The following is a 20,560-nucleotide window of genomic DNA, read 5'->3' on the forward strand; positions in this document are numbered from 1 at the left end:
CAACTGAAAGCTCTATAATGAAATTTGTAATAAGTGAGCGAAAGCGCTTACTAATACTAAAATATATAGGAGGAATATTATGACACTTAGAATTGGTATTATTGGCTGTGGTTATAAAGGCTCAGACCATATTGACCGTGTCGCTAATAGAATTAATGGCGCCACTCTAGCAGGTGTTGCTGATATTAAACAAGAACTTGCTGAAAAATATGCTCAAAAATATAACTGCAAGCATTTTGAAACGGGTGAGGAATTAATCGAGTCACCTGATATTGACGCTATCATGGTAGTTACTCGTCCACACGATACTCATGTACCCTTTGTCTTGAAAGCTCTTGAAGAAGGAAAGTATGTCTTTAGTGAAAAGCCGCTTTCAACTTCAGCAGATGATTGTAAACGCGTTGTTGAAGCAGAAACCAAAATTGGTAAAAGATTGGTTCAAGTAGGCTTCATGCGTCGTTATGACAATGGTTATCGTCAAATTAAGAAAGCTATTGACGAAGGCACTTATGGCAAGCCATTACTTTTGCACATGACACACAGAAATGAAACAACTGTTTCTGATTACTACGATAATGATGCCATTGTTGAAACTGCTATTCACGAATGTGACATTATGCACTGGTTAGTTGGTAGTGACTATGACAAAGTTTCATGCTTTATTCCTGGAGCACAAACCAAATACACTCACGAAGGTTTGCATGATCCCCAAGTGATGACATTTGATACTAAGAATGGTATCCATGCTGATCTAGAAGTATTTGTTAATAATCATAACAGTTACGATATTAACTGTGAAGTTGTCTGTGAAGAAGGAACTATTGCATTAACCAGCCCAATTTTCACTCAAGTAAAAACTCAAGAAAGAGCACAAACTGCAATTCCACAAAATGATAGTTTCCGTTTCCGTCAAGCCTTTGATTCAGAAATCCAAGATTGGGTAAATGGTGTACTAGCTGATCACCTTAACCCGACAGCTCCAACAACTTGGGATGGTTTAATGGCATGTGTAGCTGCCGATGCTTTAGAGAAATCACGTGACAATGGTTTTGTCAAAGAACCAGTAGTTTTGCCTGAAAGACCAGATCTTTACAAGAATTAATAATTAAAAAGGAAAAAGAGATTTTTATGAAATTAGCATATGATGCTTCAATGTTTCGCGATAGTACGCCACTTCACGAAACGATTGATAAAGTAGCAGAGCTAGGATACAAATATTTGGAATTAGCTCCTAGAACTGATTTCTTCTGGTTTTATCAATATCCTAAAGCAAATTCCGCTATGATTACAAATGTTCGCAAATGGTGTAAGGATGCTGGAGTTGAAATTTCATCTTTGGTTCCTGTCCAGCAATGGTCCTCACCTAACGAACAAGAAAGACAAGCAGCTGTACGCAATATGAAGAGGACAATTTGGCTTGCCTCTGAACTTGGGGTTAATACCATTAATACTGAATTTTCTGGGGATAAATATAATTCTGTTGCTTCAGAAGGTCAGTGGTATAAATCCATGGAGGAATTGCTTCCTATTTTTGAAAAGGAAGCAATTAGACTTGAAATTCAAGCCCACCCAAATGACTTTATTGAATCCAGTTATGCTGCTGCACAGCTTATTCGCTCACTCAACTCTGATAATGTTGGCCAAGTATTATGTTCGGCACATGCCTTTTATTCTGATGGTGGTAAAGGTGATGTCAGAAAGCAAATTTTAGATTCAAAAGATGTACTGAGTCACGTCCTAATTGCAGATACGTTTAATTTTGCTGGTTCTTATGGATTGAGATATACTATCAACCCGCCTGGTGCTCCTGTAACTATTCATCAACACTTAAATCCTGGTGAAGGCGAAGTTGATATGGATGCCTTTTATTCTACGCTTCGTGAAATTAACTTTGATGGAATTGTGACCAATAATGTGTTTATGTGGCCTGATCGCATAGAATGGTCAAATGAAAAAACTTTGAAGTCTATTAAAGATGGACTCCACATTTAATGAAAGGAGGAATACCTGGATGCTTACATACAATGACTTTTGTATCAATAGAAAATCTGCCCCTGGATTAGACTTAAAAGATTTTATTAACATGGTGGCTGATCTGAACATTAAATATATTGAGTTGCGTAATGATATAACAGGTGAAGTCGATAATTCTACCATTTTAGATGGTTATCAACCTGAAGAAATAAAGCAGTTGCTTGATGAAAAAAATATTCAAGTAGTAGATATTAATGCTCAGGGAAATATGGATCTGGCAGAGAGCTTAGAAGAAAACCTGAAAAGTCTTAACGAAATGATTGATATTGGCAAAGTTTTGCACGTGAAAAATATTCTGTTCTGTCCAGTTAGAGATGCAAATGACAAGAGAACGAGTGCAGAATGTCGTCAAGGCGCTATTAATAATATGAAGGCTTATTCTAAACTCTTAAAAGAAAATGGCATGAGTGGTTTGCTCGAGCCTTTGGGATTCATGGATTCATCCTTAAGAACACCATGGCTTGCACAAGATATTATTAAAGCTGCCAAAGTCGATAACTTCAAGTTAGTAGCTGATAATTTCCACTATTATTTAGCCGAGGTTACTAAAGAAGACTTTGAGACTAAAGTAGATCCTAAAATGGTTGGTTTAGTTCATTTAAGCTCAGTTGTTAATCAAAAGCCACGTGAAGAATTAGGTGATGCTGACCGAATCTTGGTAACTAAGAATGACATTATGAATGCCTTAAATCACGTAAAAATGTTTGAAGAAAGTACTTATAATGGCTTATATTCTTTTGAACCATTTTCTCCAGACTTGTATAAATGGGATGCAGAAAAAGCCAAGAAAGAAATTGTTCGTAGCATAGATTTAATCAATGCCCAGTAATAAAATTAATATATATTTCTCAAACAAATTCAATTCGTTTATCTAAAAATAACTTTCAAAAAGAATATTGAACATTTAAAAATAGATGTTCAATATTTTTATTTTTGACTAATTTGCTTTTTAGAAGAGCATGGCGCAAGCAGTTTGGTGGACCATTTCAAGTAATGAAAGTATAACCAGTGATTACGTATATTATAAAAAGTCTGGATACCTAGACCTATTTGGAATAGTAATTTTAAAATCTAATATGTCTTTAGGATATAAAAAACTGTTGACAGCTTCTTAAGAGAATCTTTCAACAGTTTTTAGGATTTAAGCGATTTTAGATCTGGTTTTCTAACCGGCAATTATTTTTTCAATACTGTCTGCAATTTGTTGTTTGCATTTATCATAACTCCAATTATTAATTTCAGGTGCACAAGGCTCAAATGAATAAAGGCCGAAATAGTTGCTCTCCTTAAACCAATTTGCTTGTTCAATAGATTTCATCACGTCTTCTTCATTAGCAGAGATAAAGTAACGATCGGCATCATCAGCTTCTTCTGGAGATTTTGCAGAAGTAATAGAACTTAAATGAATTAAGCCAACACGGCTGACATCTACCTTTTCGTCAAAATCATCTTTAGTAACCTCGGCTTTATAATAATGGAAGGTATCTGCAATTAACTTAAAGTTTTTAGCATCCGCCTCTTGTAAAACCTTTTGTGCAACCCACGGGAAACGCAATGATGAGTCACCAAATCCTAAAGGTTCTACCAAGCCATTAACTCCTACTGCTCCAAGAACATCTGAATAAATCCGAATATTGTGAACCAGATCGTCAAATTTTTGTTCATCAGTACGAATATCATCCGCATTCCTGATAGGAGTAAACAAAATATGATCAGCACCAATTTTTTGTGCAATTTCAGCTAATGCAGTAACTCCCTTTAATTTGGTATTCCAGTCACTACGATCATCAAGGTTAAATTCGGCGGAAATATTAGCTACATGAACATCATAATTGCGCTGCAAATTATTAAACTCTGCAATGCTTAAGTCATCCAAAAAATTGCTACCGTGATGTATGTCTGTTCTTAATTCGATATTATGAACTCCGACATCATTAGCTAATTTTACAAAGTCGGGCAGAGATAAGCCACCTGCACAGCAACGATTAATACAAAAGTCATTTAATTCCAACATAATAAATCCTCCTAAATATTTTTAATCAGGTTAATGCTCTTGGTAAGATTTTCCTTGGCAGTTTCATAATCCCACTGGCGAAGTTCATCTGAGAATGGCTCAAATGAAAATAGACCGTCGAATTTGCTGTTTGAAAACCATTTAATAGTGTCAAAAGCATTGATATGATCCTGATTAGGATCACTTAAAAGCACGCGATTTTGATCTGTCAATTTAGATTTGGGCATCTGGACCTCGATTGTACTCATATGAATGAGACCAACTTTATTAACATCAAGCTTATTATCTAAATCATTACGAGTGACACCGCCCATGAACCAGTGAAATAGATCAGCTACTACTTTAAAATTGGTTGCACTAGCTTCTTCGATGATATCAATAGCTCTAAATGGTGTTCTGATTGAACTTTCAGGGAAACCCAGTGTTTCAAATAAACCAGACATACCTTTATCTTGAAGCCTTTTTGCAAACTCTTTAATGGTTTCAACACCTTCATTAAATTTTTCGCTGTCACTTCTATCATCGAACTTGTCCATTACCGGACAGAAAAGAATTTTTTGGGCGCCGATTCCCTGAGCTATAGTAATCATCTCATCGAGATCATTTAAATTTCTGTCTTTCTGGCTCAATAAATCTGTATTACCGAGCGAGTTGATATCTTCAACTTGAACGTCGTATTTTTGTAATAGATCATTAAAATCCGAAATACTCATTCCATCTAAGATATTTTTATTATCAGGTTCTTTACCTAGATCATTTCTTAATTCTACATGTTTGATTCCTAATTCACTTGCTAATTTAATAAAATCAGCAAGTGGTAAACCGGGCGCTGATTTACGATTAAGACATAAATTTGAATTATTAATCATATTAAATACCTCCATTTTATAAAGCGCTTTCCATCTGTAATGGTAGGAAATAAAAAATAGAAGGTAAATGTAAAAAAGACGCAAGTATTTGTACTAATTAATAGAAAATATAAAAAGCTTATATTAATATGTAATGAGCTCCAAAAGTTAGACAACTTTTGGAGCTCATTACATGAAACGCTAATTTATCAGTCTTTTTGTGTATAACAATCTTAGCTAACGCGTAGAAAATATTTTTACTAACCCTTTTTATTCACTTCAGAGAAACAGTTGTTAACTTTTTTGGGATTAATTGGCTCTCCAAATACTTATTTATTTTTTCTAGAATTGTTATGAATAAATAATTTACGAGTATCAAAGGTAGTCTTATGGTAAATTGTATTATATATCTTTCTTTTTGGATGAGCCCAACCCATGCCACGTTTACCATAGTTGGGAATAATAGCTCTTTTGATAGCCCTCGTTGCTCTTCCCTTTGTTCTGGCAGAGATAGACTTTCTCAAACTAGGCTTTCTGAAACCGATTTTAATCATTACTTTTTCTTCTCCTTAATCTTCCCATTTGCATAAGGTGTAACCTTGGCTAATAGCCCTTTTTAATGATATTTTGGTTATATTGCCATGCGCTCTTCGAAGCCCACGGCAACTCGGATTAAAATGATATCTTTTCCCTGAATTAGGAGCTATATAGACTTTACGTACATTACGTCTGGCGACACTTTTACGCTTTTTTTGCTTTCTTTTTGCAGCTACCTTCCTTTTGCGAGTAGCTTTTCTTCTTTTAACAGTTACTTTTTCAGTAACTACTTTTTTCGCATTACTTTTTACTACTTTTGTTGACTTTGCAATAACCGTTTGTTGAGAATCTTGTATACCTGTGTTGCCAGAAACAAAAGTAGTGAAAAAAGTTATAAAAATCACTACAAAGCAAAACCACCATTTTTTATAAAAAGGTTTTTTATTCTGCATATTTTACCTCCCAAATAAAATAATTAATTCCTTAATATAATCATATCGCATATAGAAATAAAAAGTGCAAGTTTTTATATAAATGTATATAATAGAAATCATATATATTAAAGTGAAAAAATGTTTGGAAACAAAATCTTGATTTTCATTTAAGTAATACTTGTGTAATAACCAAGGGGAGAAGATTATGAGTATCGGACCTTTGTCAGAGAGGGTTACTGCAGCTGCATAAATTGCTGCTGTATGCGTTGCTTTATTTTTACCTGTTTATGATAAAAAACAGGTAAAACGTAAAAAGACTCGTAATATGAAGGCTATTTTTAGGCTTTTAATTAAAAAAGCGCTAGAAGAAAAAGACACGTCAAACTTGGAATCATACTTTAAAATAAGTTTTCTCATTATTGACAGTAATGATGATAAACAAATTTATTCATTAGTGCAGCATGCAATTGAAATTCTAAATAATCAGAATATGCCGGAGGATAAAAAAGAAACAGGCATTAAGCAGCTAATGGAATATCTTAAATAAGCAAACTTTATTTCTGAACAAATTAAAGCAGGGGTGAAAAGTAATAAACTTTTCACCCCTGCTTTTTTGCTTATAACTGTATTTGAATAACCTGCACACCAGCTTTAATAAACCCTTCAACCGTATCTCTTGGCGTAAAAGAATCCGTAATCAGTAAGTCTATATCACTGGCCTGACCGATTACAAAATTAGAAAACTGGTTAAACTTACTGTAATCAGCAACTACTATTAATTTACGGGACTGTCTAATAATAGCTTTGTTTACTTTTGCTTCTTCCATAAAAGGTGTTGAAATGCCTCGTTCAAGACTTAAACCCGCACAGCCGATAATTGACCAGTCGGCAAAGATTTTTAAAAAAGGTTCAACTGCCAAGTCACCGCTCATAATCATTTTGCGAGAGACATTACCACCGCTTAAGATAATTTGGCTGTTACTGGCTCGCATGTCTAAATTTCCTGCATAGCCATTATTGGTTAAAATGTTAACGTCTTTTTTGAGTAAGTAGGGAATCGCCTCAAAGGCGGTAGTACTTGAATTGATAAAAACCCAGTTATGTTTCTCAATGTGAGAAGCTGCTTCTTCACCGAGCCTTTGTTTAATGTAACTGACAGAATCAGTAAAAGGAACTTCTTCGGGCTTTACTAACGAGATGATGCCTTTTTCCTGCAATATCTTGCCTTGATTAGCCAGATTGCTGCAATCTCTGCGAACTGTCATAATAGAAACGTTCAGCTTTTGACTCAATTCATCTAAGCTGATCTTTTTTTGATGGTTAAGTAAATCAATAATTTTTTGGCGTCTATTTTTGATTTCTTGATATGAGTTCTTCATTTTAAATTCTCACCATAATAACAACTATTTATTTTCAGTAACAAAAATTACCATAAAATATGATAATTATCAATAAAATATCTTATTTTTTGTAAAAATATCATAAAAAGTAATAATTATCCTTTAATATGGTTGAAAGCGATAACATACTACAATATAATTTAACATGAAAACAAGGATAAAAAGAACATAGGAGGAAAAAATGACGAAACCAACTAACATTAATGAAGTGACACCGCAAGTTTTTGCAGAAAATAATTTCCCAGAATGGGGAACTTTCTTAAATGAGCAAATTGCTGCCAAAAAGGTACCAGAAAAATCATTTGCAATCTGGTGGCTAGGTTGCATGGGTACCTGGCTTAAAACACATGAGGGTACAAACATTGCAATTGACATGTGGAACGGTACCGGTAAACACACTCATGGTGATGGCAAGATGCGTCAAGGTCACCAAATGATGAGAATGACAGGTGGAGAGGCTTTACAACCTAATTTACGTAATAAGCCTTATGTAATTGACCCATTTGCTATCAAAGATTTAGATGCACTGTGCGTTACACATACTCACCACGACCACTTGGATATTTATACAGCAGCTTGTGTTAACAAATTTTGCCCTAATGCAAAATTTATCGGTCCTCAAGGCGTAGCTGATGAATGGGAAGAATGGGGCGTTCCGGCAGAAAAAATCACTGTAGTTAAACCTGGAGATGAAGTCAAGGTTGGTTCAGTAACCATCAAGGCTTTAGAAGCTTTTGACCGGACTGAACTTGTTACAGAAGATGATCCGAACGTTAAATTGGCAGGTACTAAGCCAATAGAAATGGCCAAAGTAGCAGTTAACTACCTCGTAGAAACTTCAGGTGGAAACTTATACCATTCAGGCGATTCACACTATTCTAACACTTTTGTGAAACATGGTAACGAAAATAAAGTTGACGTAGCCCTTTGTGCATATGGTGAAAATCCACGTGGAATTACGGATAAACTTGATGATTCCCAAGTTTTGCGCATGGCAGAAGCCCTAAAGACAAAAGTTATTATTCCAATGCACTATGACATTTGGACAAACTTCTACAGCGATCCTAAAGATATTTTGGCTCTGTGGAACAGAAAAAAGAATCGCTTACAATATCAATTTAAACCTTACATCTGGCAAGTCGGTGGAGAATTTAACTTCCCTCAAGATAAAGATAAATTTGAATACATGTACGATCGTGGCTTTCATGATGCATTTAAGAATGATCCTGACTTACCATTCCCAGAATTACTATAATTCTCTTTTTCATTAAAAATTTGGTAGGAGGAAATCATGCTCAGATATTTTTTAGAAAATCACTTGATTAATATCAGTCAGAAACACCCAAAAGATTGGCAGCAGGCCATCAGGATATCCGGTGAAATAATGAAGAAAAATAATCTTGTCACGGATAAATATATTGATCAGGTAATTGCAGACGTCAAACAATATGGACCGTATATTGTGATTGTTCCCGGTGTGGCAATGCCCCATTCGCAAGCCAATAGTTCGGAGGTTTTAGGTACTGGTATTGGTCTGACAATATTTCCAGAGGCAGTTTCCTTTGACCCAAATGATCCAGAAAAAAATGCGCAACTATTCTTTATGCTGGCTGCTAAAGATAACCCTACTCATATGAAAAATATTGCTAACCTCTCCAACTTGCTGATGGAAGATGACATGATTGAAGACCTACGTAAAGTGAAGAATTTACAAGATTATCAAAAAGTCATGCAAAAACATGATAAGAGTAAAGAAAAAAGCAGGTAAGAAAAATGCAAAATATTTTAAATGCTTTATTAGCTATTTGGAGCTACTTTGCCACTAATGTTTTAAATCAACCAGCGTTCATGATCGGCTTCATCGTTCTCATTGGCTATATTTTGGAACGTAAAAAGTGGTATGAAGTTCTGTCAGGTTTTTTAAAGGCTACAGTTGGCTACTTTATATTAGCTGCCGGTTCTGGGGGTTTAGTTAACACTTTCAGGCCGATTCTTGTAGGCCTAAAAGATCGTTTCCATCTTAGTGCGATGATTATTGACCCATACTTTGGTCAAAATGCGGTTAATGCAGGAATAATGGAACGCTTTGGCCGTTCGTTTGCAGATACAATGCTTTTACTGTTATTTGCCTATATCATTAATATTTTATTGGTCAGATTTTCAAAATACACCAAGCTGCGGGCCGTATTTACTACGGGCAATGTACAAGTGCAGCAGGCGGCAACTGCCTTTTGGCTGATATTGTTCTGTTTTCCTAAATTAAATCGCTTCTCAATTTTAGCAATCATGAGTTTGATTTTGGGGCTTTACTGGGCTGTGGGTTCAAACCTAACAGTTGGTATCACTCAAGAATTAACAGATGGGGCCGGTTTTGCTGTAGCTCACCAACAGATGTTTGGTATTTACTTTTTTGCCAAGCTTTCCGAAATGATTGAAAAACATTCTGTGAAAAAGACTAAGGGTAAAAACAAACGACTTGAGGACATTAAACTGCCAAGTTTTATGTCAATCTTTAATGACAATATGGTATCAACTTCAATCTTAATGTTGATTTTCATCGGCGCAATTTTAGTAGTTCTGGGACCAGATTACTTAACCAAGGCTCATTTTATGCAAAAGGGTCAAAGCTTTATCTTTTACATTTTGCAAACAGCCCTGCAATTTTCAGTTTACTTAGCAATTTTACAACTAGGTGTTAGAACTTTCGTTAATGAATTAACTGAATCCTTCACAGGAATTTCAGATCGCTGGCTTCCAGGTGCGGTACCTGGGATTGACGTTGCCGCCACCCTAGGTTTTGGTTCCCAAAATGCACAAACTATTGGATTCATGTTTGGTGCACTTGGTCAATTCACCATGATTATCTTATTGCTTGTTTTCCACTCGCCAACTTTAGTCATAGCTGGATTTATTCCACTGTTCTTTGACAATGCCGCTATAGGACTATATTCAAATAACCGTGGAGGCTATAAGTGTGCGATGATTATGCCATTCATTTCCGGCTTAATTCAAGTTGCAGGTTCAGCTTTAATTGCTACTTGGGTAGGTATGGCAAGATACGGTGGCTACCTGGGCATGTTTGACTGGGCTACTGTTTGGCCATTCTTCACGGTAGTCATGAAATATCTCGGCTATATCGGTGTAGCAGTAATCATTATTTTGCTTTTAGCTATTCCACAATTACAGTACCGTGCCGATCCTGAAGGTTACTTCATGATCACTGAAGATTACCCAGCATGGAAGAAATTAAATAATAAAGAAGAATAACTACAGAAAGGATGATTTTATATGAAGATTTTGACTGCGTGTGCTAATGGTTCAGGAACGAGCTTAATGCTGCTGCGAACCGTCAAGAAGACATTGGAAAAGATGGGCTATCAAATAACGCAAGCTGATCATACTTCCATTTCGGAAGCTAAAGGCATTGCGCGTAACTATGACGTAGTTTTTACCTCAATTCCATTTATCAGTATGTTTGATGAAGTTAAAAAGCGTGGCGGTGAGGTCATTGGCATAAAAAATGTTATTTCGGCTAAAGAAGTTGAAGACAAAGTAAATGCTTCTGACATCCCCACAAAGTTTAAAAAGTAATAGGAGAAAATAATGGATTTACCAAAATTACAAGTGGCTTTAGACAGTGACAATACAGCGCAGGCAATAGAAGTTTTACGTAAAGTAGAAGATGTAATTGATGTTGTTGAAGCGGGGACCATTCTGGTTTATAAAGATGGCTTAAGTGCGGTTAGGAACCTGCGTGCAATGGCTCCAGATAAAATCTTGCTGGCTGATATTAAATGTGCTGATGCTGGTACAAAGTGTGGTCAATCATGCAAAGATGCCGGTGCAGATTGGATGACATGTATTAATGCAGCTACTGTTCCTACTATGAGCAATGCTCAAAAGGAAATTGAAGTTCAAGTAGAACTTTATGAAGGCTGGGATAATAAAGAAAGAATGCAGGAATGGCTTGATCACGGCATTCATCAGGTAGTTTACCATCAAAGTCGTGACGCCAAGTTTGCTGGCCAAAAATGGTCGCAGCAGGATGTTGAAAATGTCAAAAATCTGATCAATATGGGCTTTAAGGTTTCCGTTACCGGTGGCGTTCATCCCGAAATTTTAAAGTTGTTTAAGGGAGTTCCAGTTTATACCTTTATTGCTGGTCGTGCAATCAGAGAAGCAGATGACCCACACGCTGTTGCCAAACAGTTTAAAGACGAAATCAACAGAATTTGGGGTTAATTAAATACTAAAAAAGGGGATAAGTGAGCGAAGGTTCATTTTCCCTTTTTTAATAAATATGAGGAGAGAATAATGACAGTTAATGCTTTAGGAATCTACGAAAAAGCTTTGCCCCAGAACTTGTCGTGGCAGGAAACTTTTGAATTAACCCATGACTTGGGTTTTAATTTTTTAGAATTTTCAGTTGACGAAAGCGACGAACGTTTAGCACGCTTAGATTGGACACGAGAAAAGAGAAGTGAAATCCGTAATCTAATGTGGGAGACAAATACCAGGATAAATAACTTAATGCTATCAGGTCATCGACGCTTCCCCTTAGGTTCAGCTGATCCGGCAATACGCGAGAAATCCTTGGTAATGATGCAAAAAGCAATTGATCTTTGTGTCGATTTGGGCATTCACAATATTCAAATGGCCGGCTACGATGTTTATTATGAAAAAAAGACTATGACTTCCAGAGAATATTACGTTGAAAATCTGATTAAATGCGTCCATATGGCAGCTATGAAAAATATTATGCTGTCAATTGAAACGATGGATGATCCTTTTATTAATAATCTGTCTAAGATTGCTCATTATCATGATTTAGCTAAAAGCCCATGGCTGCAAGCATATCCTGACTTAGGCAATTTAAGTGCATGGCCGGAAAACGATGTGCCAGCGCAACTTGAGAAATACATTGATACTATCTGTGCAATTCATTTAAAAGACAGCAAAAAAGTTACCCCAACTTTTAAGGGTCAGTTTAAGAACGTACCTTTTGGTCAGGGCTGTGTTGATTTTACTGGGTTACTCCGCACTCTAGTCAGATTAGATTATAACGGCAGTTTTACTATTGAAATGTGGTCTGGAGATAATGGTGATGACAATGCACTTGATGAAGTAAAAAGTGCCAAGGCATTTTTTGATGATATTTTTAAACGGGTAGGCATTACTCAAGAAAAGGTAAATTAAAGGAGAATAAGATGCTGGAAAAATTGAAAGAAGAAGTCTATGAGGCTAACATGTCACTACCCAAGTTAAATTTGGTGACTTTTACTTGGGGCAATGTTTCAGGAATAGATAGAGAACAAGGTTTATTTGTAATTAAGCCTTCAGGTGTACCTTATGAAAAGCTGAAGCCAGAAGACCTGGTAGTTATTAATTTAAAAGGAAAAGTAGTTGAAGGAGACAAAAATCCGTCATCAGACACACCCACCCATACTTATTTGTATAATCATTTTCCTAAAATTGGTGGGATTGTGCATACCCATTCACCTTGGGCAGTTTCATTTGCGGCTGCTAAAATGGATATTCCGGCACTAAACACAACTCATGCAGATACCTTTTATACTGCTGTGCCGGCTGCTGATGCCTTGACTAAGGCAGAAATAGAAGAAGATTATGAAGGCAATACCGGTAAGACAATTGTGCGTACCTTTAAAGAGCGTAATCTTGATTACGAAGCAACTCCCGCTGCACTAGTTAGTCAGCACGGTCCGTTTGCTTGGGGTGCAACTCCTGCAAAAGCTGTTTATAATGCCAAGGTGTTGGAAGTAGTGGCAGAAGAAGACTTTCACACTTTAGAATTAACCCATCGGAATTCAGAATTACCGCAGTATTTGCTGGATAAACATTACTACCGTAAACATGGTCCTAATGCTTATTATGGTCAACGATAAAAATTAAAAACTGATTCATTAAAAAACTGATAAATCTTTATTTGACGATATAACCCGAATTCTTATTCAAGTTACACAATCTTAACAAGGTTTATCAGTTTTTAATTTGAAATTGTTATTGAGTGCTAATATTTAGTTTCTTTAATATCGTCTTCTGGCCGGTGCTCTTGAATTCGAATTAGCTGCCATGTAAAATCACTTTTAGGCACATACTTTAAGTTGATGCTCAATTCATTATCAGCAAAAGTGAAATCCAGCTCAGTCCTATTCTCAATCATTTCGATACGATTAGGATTGTCGGACAGACCCAGAATTTTTAGTGTTTCTGGCAGTGGCTGTTTGATAAAAATATATTTTTGATAAGGCATGTGCCTATTCTGGAGTACGAAACCGTTATTGTCTTCTACATTGCTAATTTTAAGGGCGCAGGGTTCGCTTTCATTAAAAGCATGGCCAAAAAGATGCATCCAGTTGTTGATTTGCTTAAGCATTTCTTCAGTTTCAGAAGGCAACTTCCCATTATCGGTAACTGGAATATTAATTATCGTCTTTTGACCATCTTTACGATTTGCTACAAGCTTTGCAACTGCATTTGCTGGGACTAAATCACAACTTTCTTTAATAGTTTCTGCATCGACCAAAGCAATAGTATATTTTGCACAAGCTTTTTTAAAGTCTGTTTGATGAGCGTCAACGCTGACAGCCCGGGCTCCTATATTGCGAGCAGTTTTAACTAAAAAATCAGCGTCTACATCTTTTGTACTTTTTAGTTTAAAATTTAATACGATGGCAAAATCAGGATTCATTGATTTCTCTCCTTCAGTAGATATTATTAATAAGTTTAACCCAAAAGGTGGTAAAGATGAAAATTATTATTTCACCGGCAATGAAAATGACAGTTGATAATGACTCTTTTTCTGCAAAAACGTCTCCACAATTTTTAGCTCAAGCTCAAGAATTAGCCGCTTTTCTAAAAAAATGCAGTTTTGATGAATTACAAAAAATCTGGCAATCTAGTGAGCGTACAACTAAAGAAGGTCAAAGGCAGATTCAAACTCTAAACTTGAGTCAAAAAGATGGTTTAACTCCTGCTATTATTTCCTATTCTGGCATTCAGTATCAATATATGGCTCCCGACTTGTTCACTAAGCCCGCTTTGTCTTACTTGCAAAAAAATGTCCGAATATTATCAGGTCTGTACGGCGTTTTGCGGCCTTTTGACGGTGTTTGGCCCTACAGACTGGAAATGAAAAATAAAGTAGGGGGTTTTAAACAGCCAAATTTATACCAATTTTGGGGCACAACAATTGCAGACAATCTTTTTAATGAAGATCTGGTGTTGATCAATTTAGCTTCTAAAGAATATTCGCGCAATGTTACCCCATACGTTAAGAATGGCAGGCAGATGATTACTGTTGATTTTCAAGAAAAGAAAAACGGCCAGTGGAAAACAGTTGGGGTGCATGCCAAGATGGCTCGTGGAGAGATGGTGCGCTATATTGCTGAAAACCAATTAACTGAACCGGAGCAACTGCAAGATTTTCATGATTTTGGTTTTGTGTTTGAGCCTGAAGACAGTACCAATGACACTTATGTTTTCAGGACAAAGTTCGATTTTAAACGGCGCTAAAAATTAAGATATAGAAATGTGAGGTTATTATGGAAATTGTTTTTGTTCGCCATGGTCAGACAGATTTAAATAAAACTGGTCGTATTCAAGGTTCGGTTTTTGATCATGATTTAGATGAGACTGGTCGTGCATGTGCTGAAAGAGCTGCTGCTAATTTCGATCCTGCGGGATTTGATGTGGTTTTTTCAAGTCCTTTAAAAAGATCTTTGACAACCGCTGAAATTTTTACTAAAGGACAAAAAGAAATAAAAATTGATCAAAGGCTAACGGAAATTAATTTTGGCGAATGGGACGGTCATTTTCTTTCAGAGCTGGAGCAAAAATATCCTGATGCCATTGATCCTTGGGGCAAGGCTGCAGCTGGCTATATAAAGTATGCCCCGAGTGGTGAATCTTTTGCGGCACTGGATCAAAGGTGCGGCAGTTTTCTAGATGATATGAAAAAGAATTATTTGAGTAAAAAAGTACTCGTTTTTTGCCATGGTACTCTAATTAGAATGATGTTTGCCCACTATTTTACGCATGGTGACATGAAGTATTTTGAAACCATGGATAATTGTGCTTTGGCAAAAGTCTCCTACCGTGATGGTATTCCCCGAGCAAATTATTATAATCGCATTTTAACTTTCAAATAACGTCCTCAGTCTCATTCACGAGGCTTTTTTTATAAAAAATTATGCGAGCATTATAATTGACCACTAAAAATAAATGAACTATTATTTTTATAAAGTGACACTGTGTCACTTACGACACAAGGAGATGATTAAGAAAATGGCTAAGTCAACTTTTATTAACTTGCCTGCTGGCAAAAAGAAGAAAATCGAAAATGCTTTATTAAAAGAATTCAGCAACTATCCTTTGGCAAAAGCACAAGTGGCACGAATAGTGAAAGAAACGGGTATTGCACGCGGGGCTTTTTATAAATATTTTTTTGATTTAGAAGATGCATATCATTATATGTATGAATTGGCCCTAAAAAGTATTCATTTACCAATAAAAATAAAGTCGCAGTTTGATGCACAACAATATTATGATAATGTTGTTCATTTTATTGAAGAAATGCAAGCAAGTACATATGCAGGTTTAATAAAAATGCATATCTTGTATAATGAAAGTTCACCTGGCCATCCTGTTTCACCAAAAATTTTAGCTGAATTAGATCCGCAGAATTGGAGTGCAATGGTGCTAAGCCATGCCACCATTCGCTTGGTATTAACAAACCCAGCTCAAAAAAAGGCAATTATGACTCGTTTTAAGGCGAGCTTGGAACTGTTGAATAAAGGAAAAAATTAATGTTTTTAGCAATTAAAGAAATAAAAAGAGAGAAACTACGTTATGGCTTAATAATTTTAATGATTTTTTTGATTAGTTATCTCATATTCGTCTTATCGGCGCTGGCAACAGGCTTGGCCAGTGAAAATACACAGGCACTTGAATCTTGGAATGCTCAAAAAGTAATCTTAAATAAAAATGCTAACGTAAGTATGAGTCAGTCATTTTTAACCAAAAATGATTTAAAAAGGGCTTCATTATCTAAAGATGAAGCATTGCTAGGTCAAATTCCAGTAGTAGTTAAGAAAGCAGGACGTCCCCAAATTTCAGCACAATTTATTGGGGTTAAAAAGCAGCAGTTTATTTATCATGTTCAGGAACTTATTGCGGGTAGAAAAGCAAAAAAGAATTATGAGGTGGCTGTTGACCAGGCCTTTAAAACTAAAGGTTACAAAATAGGCGATAAACTGGCACTAAACGGCTCGAGTAAAAAGTATAAGATTGTTGGCTTTGTTAAGAATGCGAAAATTAATATTGCTCCAATTATATACGGGACATTGGAGTCTTGGAAAAAGTTGCGGCAAGGGATGCCAACTTTAGAGGCTTCAGCTCTAATTTCTCGTGATCATCACTACAAGTATAATTATAAAGATAGCAAGACATATCCTATTGGCCAATTTATTAAAAAACTTCCAGGATATACAGCGCAAAATATGACTTTTGAATTAATGATTGGTTTTTTATACATTATTTCATTAATTATAATCGCAGTTTTCCTGTACATTTTAACAATGCAAAAAATGCATAACTATGCGGTCATGCGTGCACAAGGAATTCCCAGCAGCACTTTAGTAAAAGCAACCGTTAGCCAGGCAATTATATTGGTCCTTGCTGGATTAGTCATTGGCTTGGCAGCAATGTTTGTGACAGTTAAGGTTTTACCGGCCGCAGTTCCCATCAGCTTCACGCCAAAAATCATTCTGACTGGTACAGTAGGTTTGCTGTTAACGGCAATTATCGGCAGCTTAATTCCAATCAGATCAATTTTAAAAGTAGATCCGGCACAGGCAATAGGTGAATAATATGGCAATTATCGAATTAAAAAATGTTCAAAAAGTTTATGGCATTGGAGCTGCACAAGTTGTTGCCCTTAAAAATATTAATTTTAAAGCCAATCTAGGTGAAGTGGTTTTGATTATGGGGCCTTCAGGAGCAGGTAAAAGCACCTTTTTAACAATAGCCGGTTCTTTGCAAAAACCAACTACAGGAGAAGTTATTGTCAATGGTCAGAATATTGCACGGATTTCTGCAAAAGCAAGTGATCATTTACGACTAATGCAGCTGGGTTTTGTATTGCAGGCTTATAATTTAGTTCCTTTTTTAAAAATTAGAGAGCAGTTTGAACTAGTTAATAAGGTAAAGAAAAGAGGCAATATCAGTCAAGAAAAATTGCAGGAATTATTAAAACAGCTTGGTATCAATTCTTTACTTGATAAATATCCGAGTGAATTATCAGGCGGTCAGCAGCAACGGGCAGCAATTGCACGTGCTCTTTACGCCAATCCTCAAATTTTGCTGGCTGATGAGCCTACTGCTTCACTTGACAGTGAAAATGTGGCAGAAGTAGGAAAGTTGTTTAAAAAACTGGCAAAAAGTTATAATAAGGCGGTTTTGTTGGTAACGCATGATCCCAGATTAAAGCAATACGCAGACCACATTTATGAGATGATGGATGGCAAAATTAAGCAAACGCTTTAGTTATTAAATTTTGTAAATAAAAATAACAATATAAAAAATAACCGGCAGAATTATTTTAATTAAAAGCGAAGAATCAACTAATCTTTTTTTGTTAATAGTAATTTTATTATTTGTAATAATTTCAGTTTAGCATGAACAATGTTATTAATTGAAATCATTTTTTACTGCGTAAATTTCACAGAAAAATCCTTGATTCTTTTGTACTATAAAAAAGTACTTTGCTCTTGACAAAGTACTTTTAAATTTATTATTCTTAGTAGTAGAAAGATAATGTTATTTTTTGAAGTGAAATAACGAATGTAATCAAAAAATATAATTATTAATTTGTTTTTTAACTACTTGAGTAAATTACTAGGAAATAATGATCTCTTTGCTAAAATAACAAAAAAGTATTTTTGAGTATATGTTTTAATTTGGTATAATTTTTATTTTATTTATTAGCGATACGAGTATAATATATTACTGAGTAAGGCTTTTTATGTAGAGGTATAGTAATGAATGATGTCCCAGAAGATAAGTCGATTGAGTTGTCAACCGATTACCAAAACCATAGCATTAATATGACTTTTTCAGACAATCTAACAGATGATTCTGAACGAGGTTATATTCTGTCCGCTGCTTTCTTTTCCTATTGCGCAGCGCAAGGTCTAAGCAAAGAAGAAGTAAGTAACATGGTTTCGACTTATTATGATGAATTTTTAAATAATGAGGAATAATTAACTCATTTCAAATATTTGGCTAAATGAAGTTTCGATAGTAGTACTGTCTCTAGGAAAACTGGTTTATATAATAGTACGTTTAAAATTAATCAAGGAAAACCAAAATGGCTAGAAAAAAAGAAATAGGAAGAAATAAGATTTTAAGTATTGCCTACAAAATGGTTGTTAAAGACGGCATTGAGAGTTTGACTGCTCGCAATATTGCCAAAGCTGGTCATTTTTCCACTCAACCTTTGTATCTTGAGTTTAATAGCATGGAAGACTTACGCAAAGAAGTTTTGCGTAAAATTGCCGACAACTTAAAGAATAATATTTTGCAAAAAAGGTATACGGATAAACCATTAATTGATATGGATCTATCATATATTGATTTTGCTAAGGAACAGGAAAATCTTTTTAGAGCAATGTTTGTTGACGGTAAATTTGGTAGTAAAATTATCGCCGATACATTAATTAATTTTGGTATTGAAAAATTTAAGGAGCAATATCCAGATAGTAATTATTCCGAAGATAGAATTAGAAGTGTTGTCATTGCTAACTGGATTACCACTAGTGGTATTGCTTCATTAATAGTTAATAAAATTGCGACTTTTTCACAAACACAAATTATAAATGTTTTAACGGCACAGATTAATGATGCAATCTTAAATGACTGGCTAAGCAAGACTAGTAAAGTTTCTTTATTTGATACTAATGAAGACAAAGATAAGAAATAGACTTTAATGCTCTATTGGCAAAAGAATTATTGGCTGGGAGCAGTTATTAAATTATTAAAACTATCTGAAACAAGGAACATGTTAAAAAGATACGAATATGCTATAATTAATTTTGAAGTTAGTTTTCCTGAAAGGTGGTTTTTATGAAAATCCTTGCATTATGTGGCTCAAATGCCAATAATTCATTTAATGAGGCATTGCTTAAATTTATTTCTAAGCATTTTGCCGACAAGTATGATTTTAAGTTTGCAACTGTTAAAGGGTTGCCAATGTTTAAAGAGGGTGAAGATGCTCCAGAAGCAATTCAAACCTTAACTAAAGAAATTGAAGACGCTGATTTGGTTTTAATCGGTTCTCCTGAGCAACAACACTCTGTTACCAGTGCTTTAAGTAGCGCACTTGAATGGTTATCTTGTGTAACTCACCCATTTAAGGGTAAGCCAGTTGCTATTGTTTCAACTTCACCAATGCCACAAGGTGGATCTCGTTCACAAAGTCGTTTGAAGAGTTTGTTGACTGCACCAGGCTTTGGCGCCAAGGTCTTTAATGGTGATGAATTCATGATGGGTGTTGCACCAACACAGTTTGATGATAATGGTGACTTGAAAGATGAGCCAACCGTTAAATTCTTAGGTCAATTTTTCGATGAAGTTGATAGTTGGTACGCACAAGTAACTAAGTAGGAGGGTCGAGAATGAAAATATTAGCAATTGTTGGTACAAATGCACCTTTTTCCTATAATCGTTTTTTAGCACAATTTATTGCCAAGCATTATAGTGACAAAGCAGATATTGAAGTAAAAGAAGTCGATAAATTGACACCTTTCTGCAGAACAGAAATGGCTGATGACACTATTAAGGCCTGGATTGAAGAAGTTAAGAGTGCTGATGGTATAATAATCACTACTCCTGAATATGATCATACTATTCCTGCTGCTTTAAAGAGCAGCCTTGAATGGCTTGGTTCACATGCAGGCCCTAATGTTATGAAGATGAAGCCAGTTGCTGTTGCTGGTGCATCATACGGTGCACAAGGTACTGGTCGTGCTCAAGAAGATATGCGTGAAATTTTGCTTTCACCTGATATGAGTGCAAATGTTTTGCCAGGCAACGAAGTTTTAATTGGTCAAGCTCCAGATAAGTTTAACAAAGAAACTGGAGAATTAACTGATGAAGCTACTATCAAGCAGTTAGATGGCATGATGGATAACTTCTTCAAGTTTGTTGAGCAAGCACATAAATAAACTTTTGCCAGTTTAGCTGGTAGAGAGTAAAATAACCGGATAGGAGCATTCT

The 20,560-nt window shown here is 35.5% G+C and carries 26 protein-coding genes; 20 read left to right on the forward strand and 6 right to left on the reverse strand.

Going from position 1 to position 20,560, the window contains the following annotated elements:
- The first annotated feature begins 79 nt into the window (after positions 1 to 79).
- The 3 genes from ACZ2M0_RS02470 to ACZ2M0_RS02480 are packed head-to-tail and all read left to right on the forward strand — an operon-like array spanning position 80 to position 2,863.
- Positions 80 to 1,102 (forward strand): Gfo/Idh/MocA family protein, encoded by a 1,023-nt coding sequence (locus tag ACZ2M0_RS02470; protein ID WP_122051852.1) that lies wholly within the window; start codon positions 80 to 82, stop codon positions 1,100 to 1,102.
- Positions 1,103 to 1,128: 26 nt separating this feature from the next.
- Positions 1,129 to 1,992 carry a sugar phosphate isomerase/epimerase family protein gene (locus tag ACZ2M0_RS02475; protein WP_490058395.1) on the forward strand — a complete coding sequence of 288 codons (864 nt, stop codon included), beginning with the start codon at positions 1,129 to 1,131 and terminating at the stop codon, positions 1,990 to 1,992.
- A 19-nt stretch (positions 1,993 to 2,011) separates the two neighbouring features.
- Complete coding sequence (locus tag ACZ2M0_RS02480) at positions 2,012 to 2,863, forward strand: TIM barrel protein (RefSeq protein WP_490058396.1); 852 nt, start codon at positions 2,012 to 2,014, stop codon at positions 2,861 to 2,863.
- Between the two features lie 336 nt (positions 2,864 to 3,199).
- Here ACZ2M0_RS02480 and ACZ2M0_RS02485 read toward each other — a convergent pair whose 3' ends face one another.
- The 4 genes from ACZ2M0_RS02485 to ACZ2M0_RS02500 form a co-directional block, all read right to left on the reverse strand.
- The gene (locus ACZ2M0_RS02485) at positions 3,200 to 4,048 is read right to left on the reverse strand and encodes a TIM barrel protein (protein WP_490058397.1); all 849 of its coding nucleotides are present in this window, start codon (positions 4,046 to 4,048) and stop codon (positions 3,200 to 3,202) included.
- Between the two features lie 11 nt (positions 4,049 to 4,059).
- Entirely contained in the window at positions 4,060 to 4,917 is an 858-nt protein-coding gene (locus ACZ2M0_RS02490; RefSeq protein WP_490058398.1) for a TIM barrel protein, read from the reverse strand.
- Positions 4,918 to 5,225: 308 nt separating this feature from the next.
- Positions 5,226 to 5,447, reverse strand: a complete 222-nt coding sequence (locus ACZ2M0_RS02495; RefSeq protein WP_490058467.1) for a hypothetical protein — start codon at positions 5,445 to 5,447, stop codon at positions 5,226 to 5,228.
- 18 nt (positions 5,448 to 5,465) lie between these two features.
- The gene (locus ACZ2M0_RS02500) at positions 5,466 to 5,885 is read right to left on the reverse strand and encodes a hypothetical protein (RefSeq protein WP_490058399.1); all 420 of its coding nucleotides are present in this window, start codon (positions 5,883 to 5,885) and stop codon (positions 5,466 to 5,468) included.
- Positions 5,886 to 6,192: 307 nt separating this feature from the next.
- Between ACZ2M0_RS02500 and ACZ2M0_RS02505 the strand changes: the two genes are divergently transcribed.
- Complete coding sequence (locus ACZ2M0_RS02505) at positions 6,193 to 6,414, forward strand: hypothetical protein (protein WP_490058400.1); 222 nt, start codon at positions 6,193 to 6,195, stop codon at positions 6,412 to 6,414.
- Between the two features lie 70 nt (positions 6,415 to 6,484).
- Here the strand turns inward: ACZ2M0_RS02505 and ACZ2M0_RS02510 are convergent, their stop codons facing one another.
- Complete coding sequence (locus ACZ2M0_RS02510) at positions 6,485 to 7,246, reverse strand: DeoR/GlpR family DNA-binding transcription regulator (RefSeq protein ID WP_223902654.1); 762 nt, start codon at positions 7,244 to 7,246, stop codon at positions 6,485 to 6,487.
- A 202-nt stretch (positions 7,247 to 7,448) separates the two neighbouring features.
- Between ACZ2M0_RS02510 and ulaG the strand changes: the two genes are divergently transcribed.
- The 7 genes from ulaG to ACZ2M0_RS02545 all read left to right on the forward strand — a co-directional run bounded on the left by ulaG (position 7,449) and on the right by ACZ2M0_RS02545 (position 13,170).
- Positions 7,449 to 8,522, forward strand: coding sequence for an L-ascorbate 6-phosphate lactonase (gene ulaG / locus ACZ2M0_RS02515; protein ID WP_046331537.1), 1,074 nt, complete (start codon positions 7,449 to 7,451; stop codon positions 8,520 to 8,522).
- Between the two features lie 36 nt (positions 8,523 to 8,558).
- On the forward strand, positions 8,559 to 9,035 hold the full coding sequence (locus ACZ2M0_RS02520) for a PTS sugar transporter subunit IIA (RefSeq protein ID WP_490058401.1): 477 nt from the start codon (positions 8,559 to 8,561) through the stop codon (positions 9,033 to 9,035).
- Positions 9,036 to 9,040: 5 nt separating this feature from the next.
- Positions 9,041 to 10,534, forward strand: a complete 1,494-nt coding sequence (ulaA, locus tag ACZ2M0_RS02525; RefSeq protein WP_490058402.1) for a PTS ascorbate transporter subunit IIC — start codon at positions 9,041 to 9,043, stop codon at positions 10,532 to 10,534.
- Between the two features lie 21 nt (positions 10,535 to 10,555).
- On the forward strand, positions 10,556 to 10,858 hold the full coding sequence (locus ACZ2M0_RS02530) for a PTS sugar transporter subunit IIB (RefSeq protein WP_223902651.1): 303 nt from the start codon (positions 10,556 to 10,558) through the stop codon (positions 10,856 to 10,858).
- A gap of 12 nt (positions 10,859 to 10,870) precedes the next feature.
- Positions 10,871 to 11,509 carry a 3-keto-L-gulonate-6-phosphate decarboxylase UlaD gene (locus ACZ2M0_RS02535; protein ID WP_223902650.1) on the forward strand — a complete coding sequence of 213 codons (639 nt, stop codon included), beginning with the start codon at positions 10,871 to 10,873 and terminating at the stop codon, positions 11,507 to 11,509.
- Positions 11,510 to 11,581: 72 nt separating this feature from the next.
- On the forward strand, positions 11,582 to 12,463 hold the full coding sequence (locus ACZ2M0_RS02540) for an L-ribulose-5-phosphate 3-epimerase (protein ID WP_490058403.1): 882 nt from the start codon (positions 11,582 to 11,584) through the stop codon (positions 12,461 to 12,463).
- Between the two features lie 11 nt (positions 12,464 to 12,474).
- Positions 12,475 to 13,170, forward strand: coding sequence for an L-ribulose-5-phosphate 4-epimerase (locus ACZ2M0_RS02545; RefSeq protein ID WP_490058404.1), 696 nt, complete (start codon positions 12,475 to 12,477; stop codon positions 13,168 to 13,170).
- A gap of 125 nt (positions 13,171 to 13,295) precedes the next feature.
- Here ACZ2M0_RS02545 and ACZ2M0_RS02550 read toward each other — a convergent pair whose 3' ends face one another.
- On the reverse strand, positions 13,296 to 13,976 hold the full coding sequence (locus ACZ2M0_RS02550) for a hypothetical protein (RefSeq protein ID WP_490058405.1): 681 nt from the start codon (positions 13,974 to 13,976) through the stop codon (positions 13,296 to 13,298).
- Between the two features lie 56 nt (positions 13,977 to 14,032).
- On the opposite strand from ACZ2M0_RS02550, the gene yaaA reads away from it, so the two are divergent.
- The 9 genes from yaaA (at position 14,033) to ACZ2M0_RS02595 (ending at position 20,508) form a co-directional block, all read left to right on the forward strand.
- Complete coding sequence (gene yaaA / locus ACZ2M0_RS02555) at positions 14,033 to 14,800, forward strand: peroxide stress protein YaaA (protein ID WP_490058406.1); 768 nt, start codon at positions 14,033 to 14,035, stop codon at positions 14,798 to 14,800.
- A gap of 29 nt (positions 14,801 to 14,829) precedes the next feature.
- A complete protein-coding gene (locus ACZ2M0_RS02560; protein WP_490058407.1) occupies positions 14,830 to 15,435 on the forward strand; it encodes a histidine phosphatase family protein in 606 nt (201 codons plus the stop codon).
- A gap of 136 nt (positions 15,436 to 15,571) precedes the next feature.
- A complete protein-coding gene (locus ACZ2M0_RS02565; protein ID WP_490058408.1) occupies positions 15,572 to 16,093 on the forward strand; it encodes a TetR/AcrR family transcriptional regulator in 522 nt (173 codons plus the stop codon).
- Entirely contained in the window at positions 16,093 to 17,154 is a 1,062-nt protein-coding gene (locus tag ACZ2M0_RS02570) for an ABC transporter permease (protein WP_490058409.1), read from the forward strand. Before ACZ2M0_RS02565 ends, ACZ2M0_RS02570 begins: the two co-directional genes overlap by 1 nt.
- Position 17,155: 1 nt before the next feature.
- On the forward strand, positions 17,156 to 17,830 hold the full coding sequence (locus ACZ2M0_RS02575) for an ABC transporter ATP-binding protein (RefSeq protein ID WP_490058410.1): 675 nt from the start codon (positions 17,156 to 17,158) through the stop codon (positions 17,828 to 17,830).
- A 494-nt stretch (positions 17,831 to 18,324) separates the two neighbouring features.
- Positions 18,325 to 18,546, forward strand: coding sequence for a hypothetical protein (locus tag ACZ2M0_RS02580; RefSeq protein WP_223902642.1), 222 nt, complete (start codon positions 18,325 to 18,327; stop codon positions 18,544 to 18,546).
- A 107-nt stretch (positions 18,547 to 18,653) separates the two neighbouring features.
- Positions 18,654 to 19,265, forward strand: a complete 612-nt coding sequence (locus ACZ2M0_RS02585; protein WP_223902641.1) for a TetR/AcrR family transcriptional regulator — start codon at positions 18,654 to 18,656, stop codon at positions 19,263 to 19,265.
- 143 nt (positions 19,266 to 19,408) lie between these two features.
- Positions 19,409 to 19,948 (forward strand): NADPH-dependent FMN reductase, encoded by a 540-nt coding sequence (locus ACZ2M0_RS02590; RefSeq protein ID WP_223902640.1) that lies wholly within the window; start codon positions 19,409 to 19,411, stop codon positions 19,946 to 19,948.
- A gap of 11 nt (positions 19,949 to 19,959) precedes the next feature.
- Positions 19,960 to 20,508: an NADPH-dependent FMN reductase gene (locus tag ACZ2M0_RS02595; protein WP_223902639.1), complete on the forward strand. Its 549-nt coding sequence runs from the start codon at positions 19,960 to 19,962 to the stop codon at positions 20,506 to 20,508.
- Positions 20,509 to 20,560 lie beyond the last annotated feature (52 nt).

It is taken from the genome of Lactobacillus sp. VURO6/B1 (VP7), from assembly GCF_058139575.1.

Bases quoted from the DNA above. Each gene is read 5' to 3' on its own strand.
- ACZ2M0_RS02510 (WP_223902654.1), bottom strand. From the start codon at position 7,246: ATGAAGAACTCATATCAAGAAATCAAAAATAGACGCCAAAAAATTATT.
- ACZ2M0_RS02535 (WP_223902650.1), top strand. From the start codon at position 10,871: ATGGATTTACCAAAATTACAAGTGGCTTTAGACAGTGACAATACAGCG.
- yaaA (WP_490058406.1), top strand. From the start codon at position 14,033: ATGAAAATTATTATTTCACCGGCAATGAAAATGACAGTTGATAATGAC.
- ACZ2M0_RS02565 (WP_490058408.1), top strand. From the start codon at position 15,572: ATGGCTAAGTCAACTTTTATTAACTTGCCTGCTGGCAAAAAGAAGAAA.
- ACZ2M0_RS02470 (WP_122051852.1), top strand. From the start codon at position 80: ATGACACTTAGAATTGGTATTATTGGCTGTGGTTATAAAGGCTCAGAC.
- ACZ2M0_RS02570 (WP_490058409.1), top strand. From the start codon at position 16,093: ATGTTTTTAGCAATTAAAGAAATAAAAAGAGAGAAACTACGTTATGGC.
- ACZ2M0_RS02480 (WP_490058396.1), top strand. From the start codon at position 2,012: ATGCTTACATACAATGACTTTTGTATCAATAGAAAATCTGCCCCTGGA.
- ACZ2M0_RS02505 (WP_490058400.1), top strand. From the start codon at position 6,193: ATGAAGGCTATTTTTAGGCTTTTAATTAAAAAAGCGCTAGAAGAAAAA.
- ACZ2M0_RS02500 (WP_490058399.1), bottom strand. From the start codon at position 5,885: ATGCAGAATAAAAAACCTTTTTATAAAAAATGGTGGTTTTGCTTTGTA.
- ACZ2M0_RS02550 (WP_490058405.1), bottom strand. From the start codon at position 13,976: ATGAATCCTGATTTTGCCATCGTATTAAATTTTAAACTAAAAAGTACA.
- ACZ2M0_RS02490 (WP_490058398.1), bottom strand. From the start codon at position 4,917: ATGATTAATAATTCAAATTTATGTCTTAATCGTAAATCAGCGCCCGGT.
- ACZ2M0_RS02520 (WP_490058401.1), top strand. From the start codon at position 8,559: ATGCTCAGATATTTTTTAGAAAATCACTTGATTAATATCAGTCAGAAA.
- ACZ2M0_RS02575 (WP_490058410.1), top strand. From the start codon at position 17,156: ATGGCAATTATCGAATTAAAAAATGTTCAAAAAGTTTATGGCATTGGA.
- ACZ2M0_RS02585 (WP_223902641.1), top strand. From the start codon at position 18,654: ATGGCTAGAAAAAAAGAAATAGGAAGAAATAAGATTTTAAGTATTGCC.
- ACZ2M0_RS02475 (WP_490058395.1), top strand. From the start codon at position 1,129: ATGAAATTAGCATATGATGCTTCAATGTTTCGCGATAGTACGCCACTT.
- ACZ2M0_RS02545 (WP_490058404.1), top strand. From the start codon at position 12,475: ATGCTGGAAAAATTGAAAGAAGAAGTCTATGAGGCTAACATGTCACTA.
- ACZ2M0_RS02530 (WP_223902651.1), top strand. From the start codon at position 10,556: ATGAAGATTTTGACTGCGTGTGCTAATGGTTCAGGAACGAGCTTAATG.
- ulaA (WP_490058402.1), top strand. From the start codon at position 9,041: ATGCAAAATATTTTAAATGCTTTATTAGCTATTTGGAGCTACTTTGCC.
- ACZ2M0_RS02590 (WP_223902640.1), top strand. From the start codon at position 19,409: ATGAAAATCCTTGCATTATGTGGCTCAAATGCCAATAATTCATTTAAT.
- ACZ2M0_RS02540 (WP_490058403.1), top strand. From the start codon at position 11,582: ATGACAGTTAATGCTTTAGGAATCTACGAAAAAGCTTTGCCCCAGAAC.
- ACZ2M0_RS02595 (WP_223902639.1), top strand. From the start codon at position 19,960: ATGAAAATATTAGCAATTGTTGGTACAAATGCACCTTTTTCCTATAAT.
- ACZ2M0_RS02560 (WP_490058407.1), top strand. From the start codon at position 14,830: ATGGAAATTGTTTTTGTTCGCCATGGTCAGACAGATTTAAATAAAACT.
- ulaG (WP_046331537.1), top strand. From the start codon at position 7,449: ATGACGAAACCAACTAACATTAATGAAGTGACACCGCAAGTTTTTGCA.
- ACZ2M0_RS02580 (WP_223902642.1), top strand. From the start codon at position 18,325: ATGAATGATGTCCCAGAAGATAAGTCGATTGAGTTGTCAACCGATTAC.
- ACZ2M0_RS02485 (WP_490058397.1), bottom strand. From the start codon at position 4,048: ATGTTGGAATTAAATGACTTTTGTATTAATCGTTGCTGTGCAGGTGGC.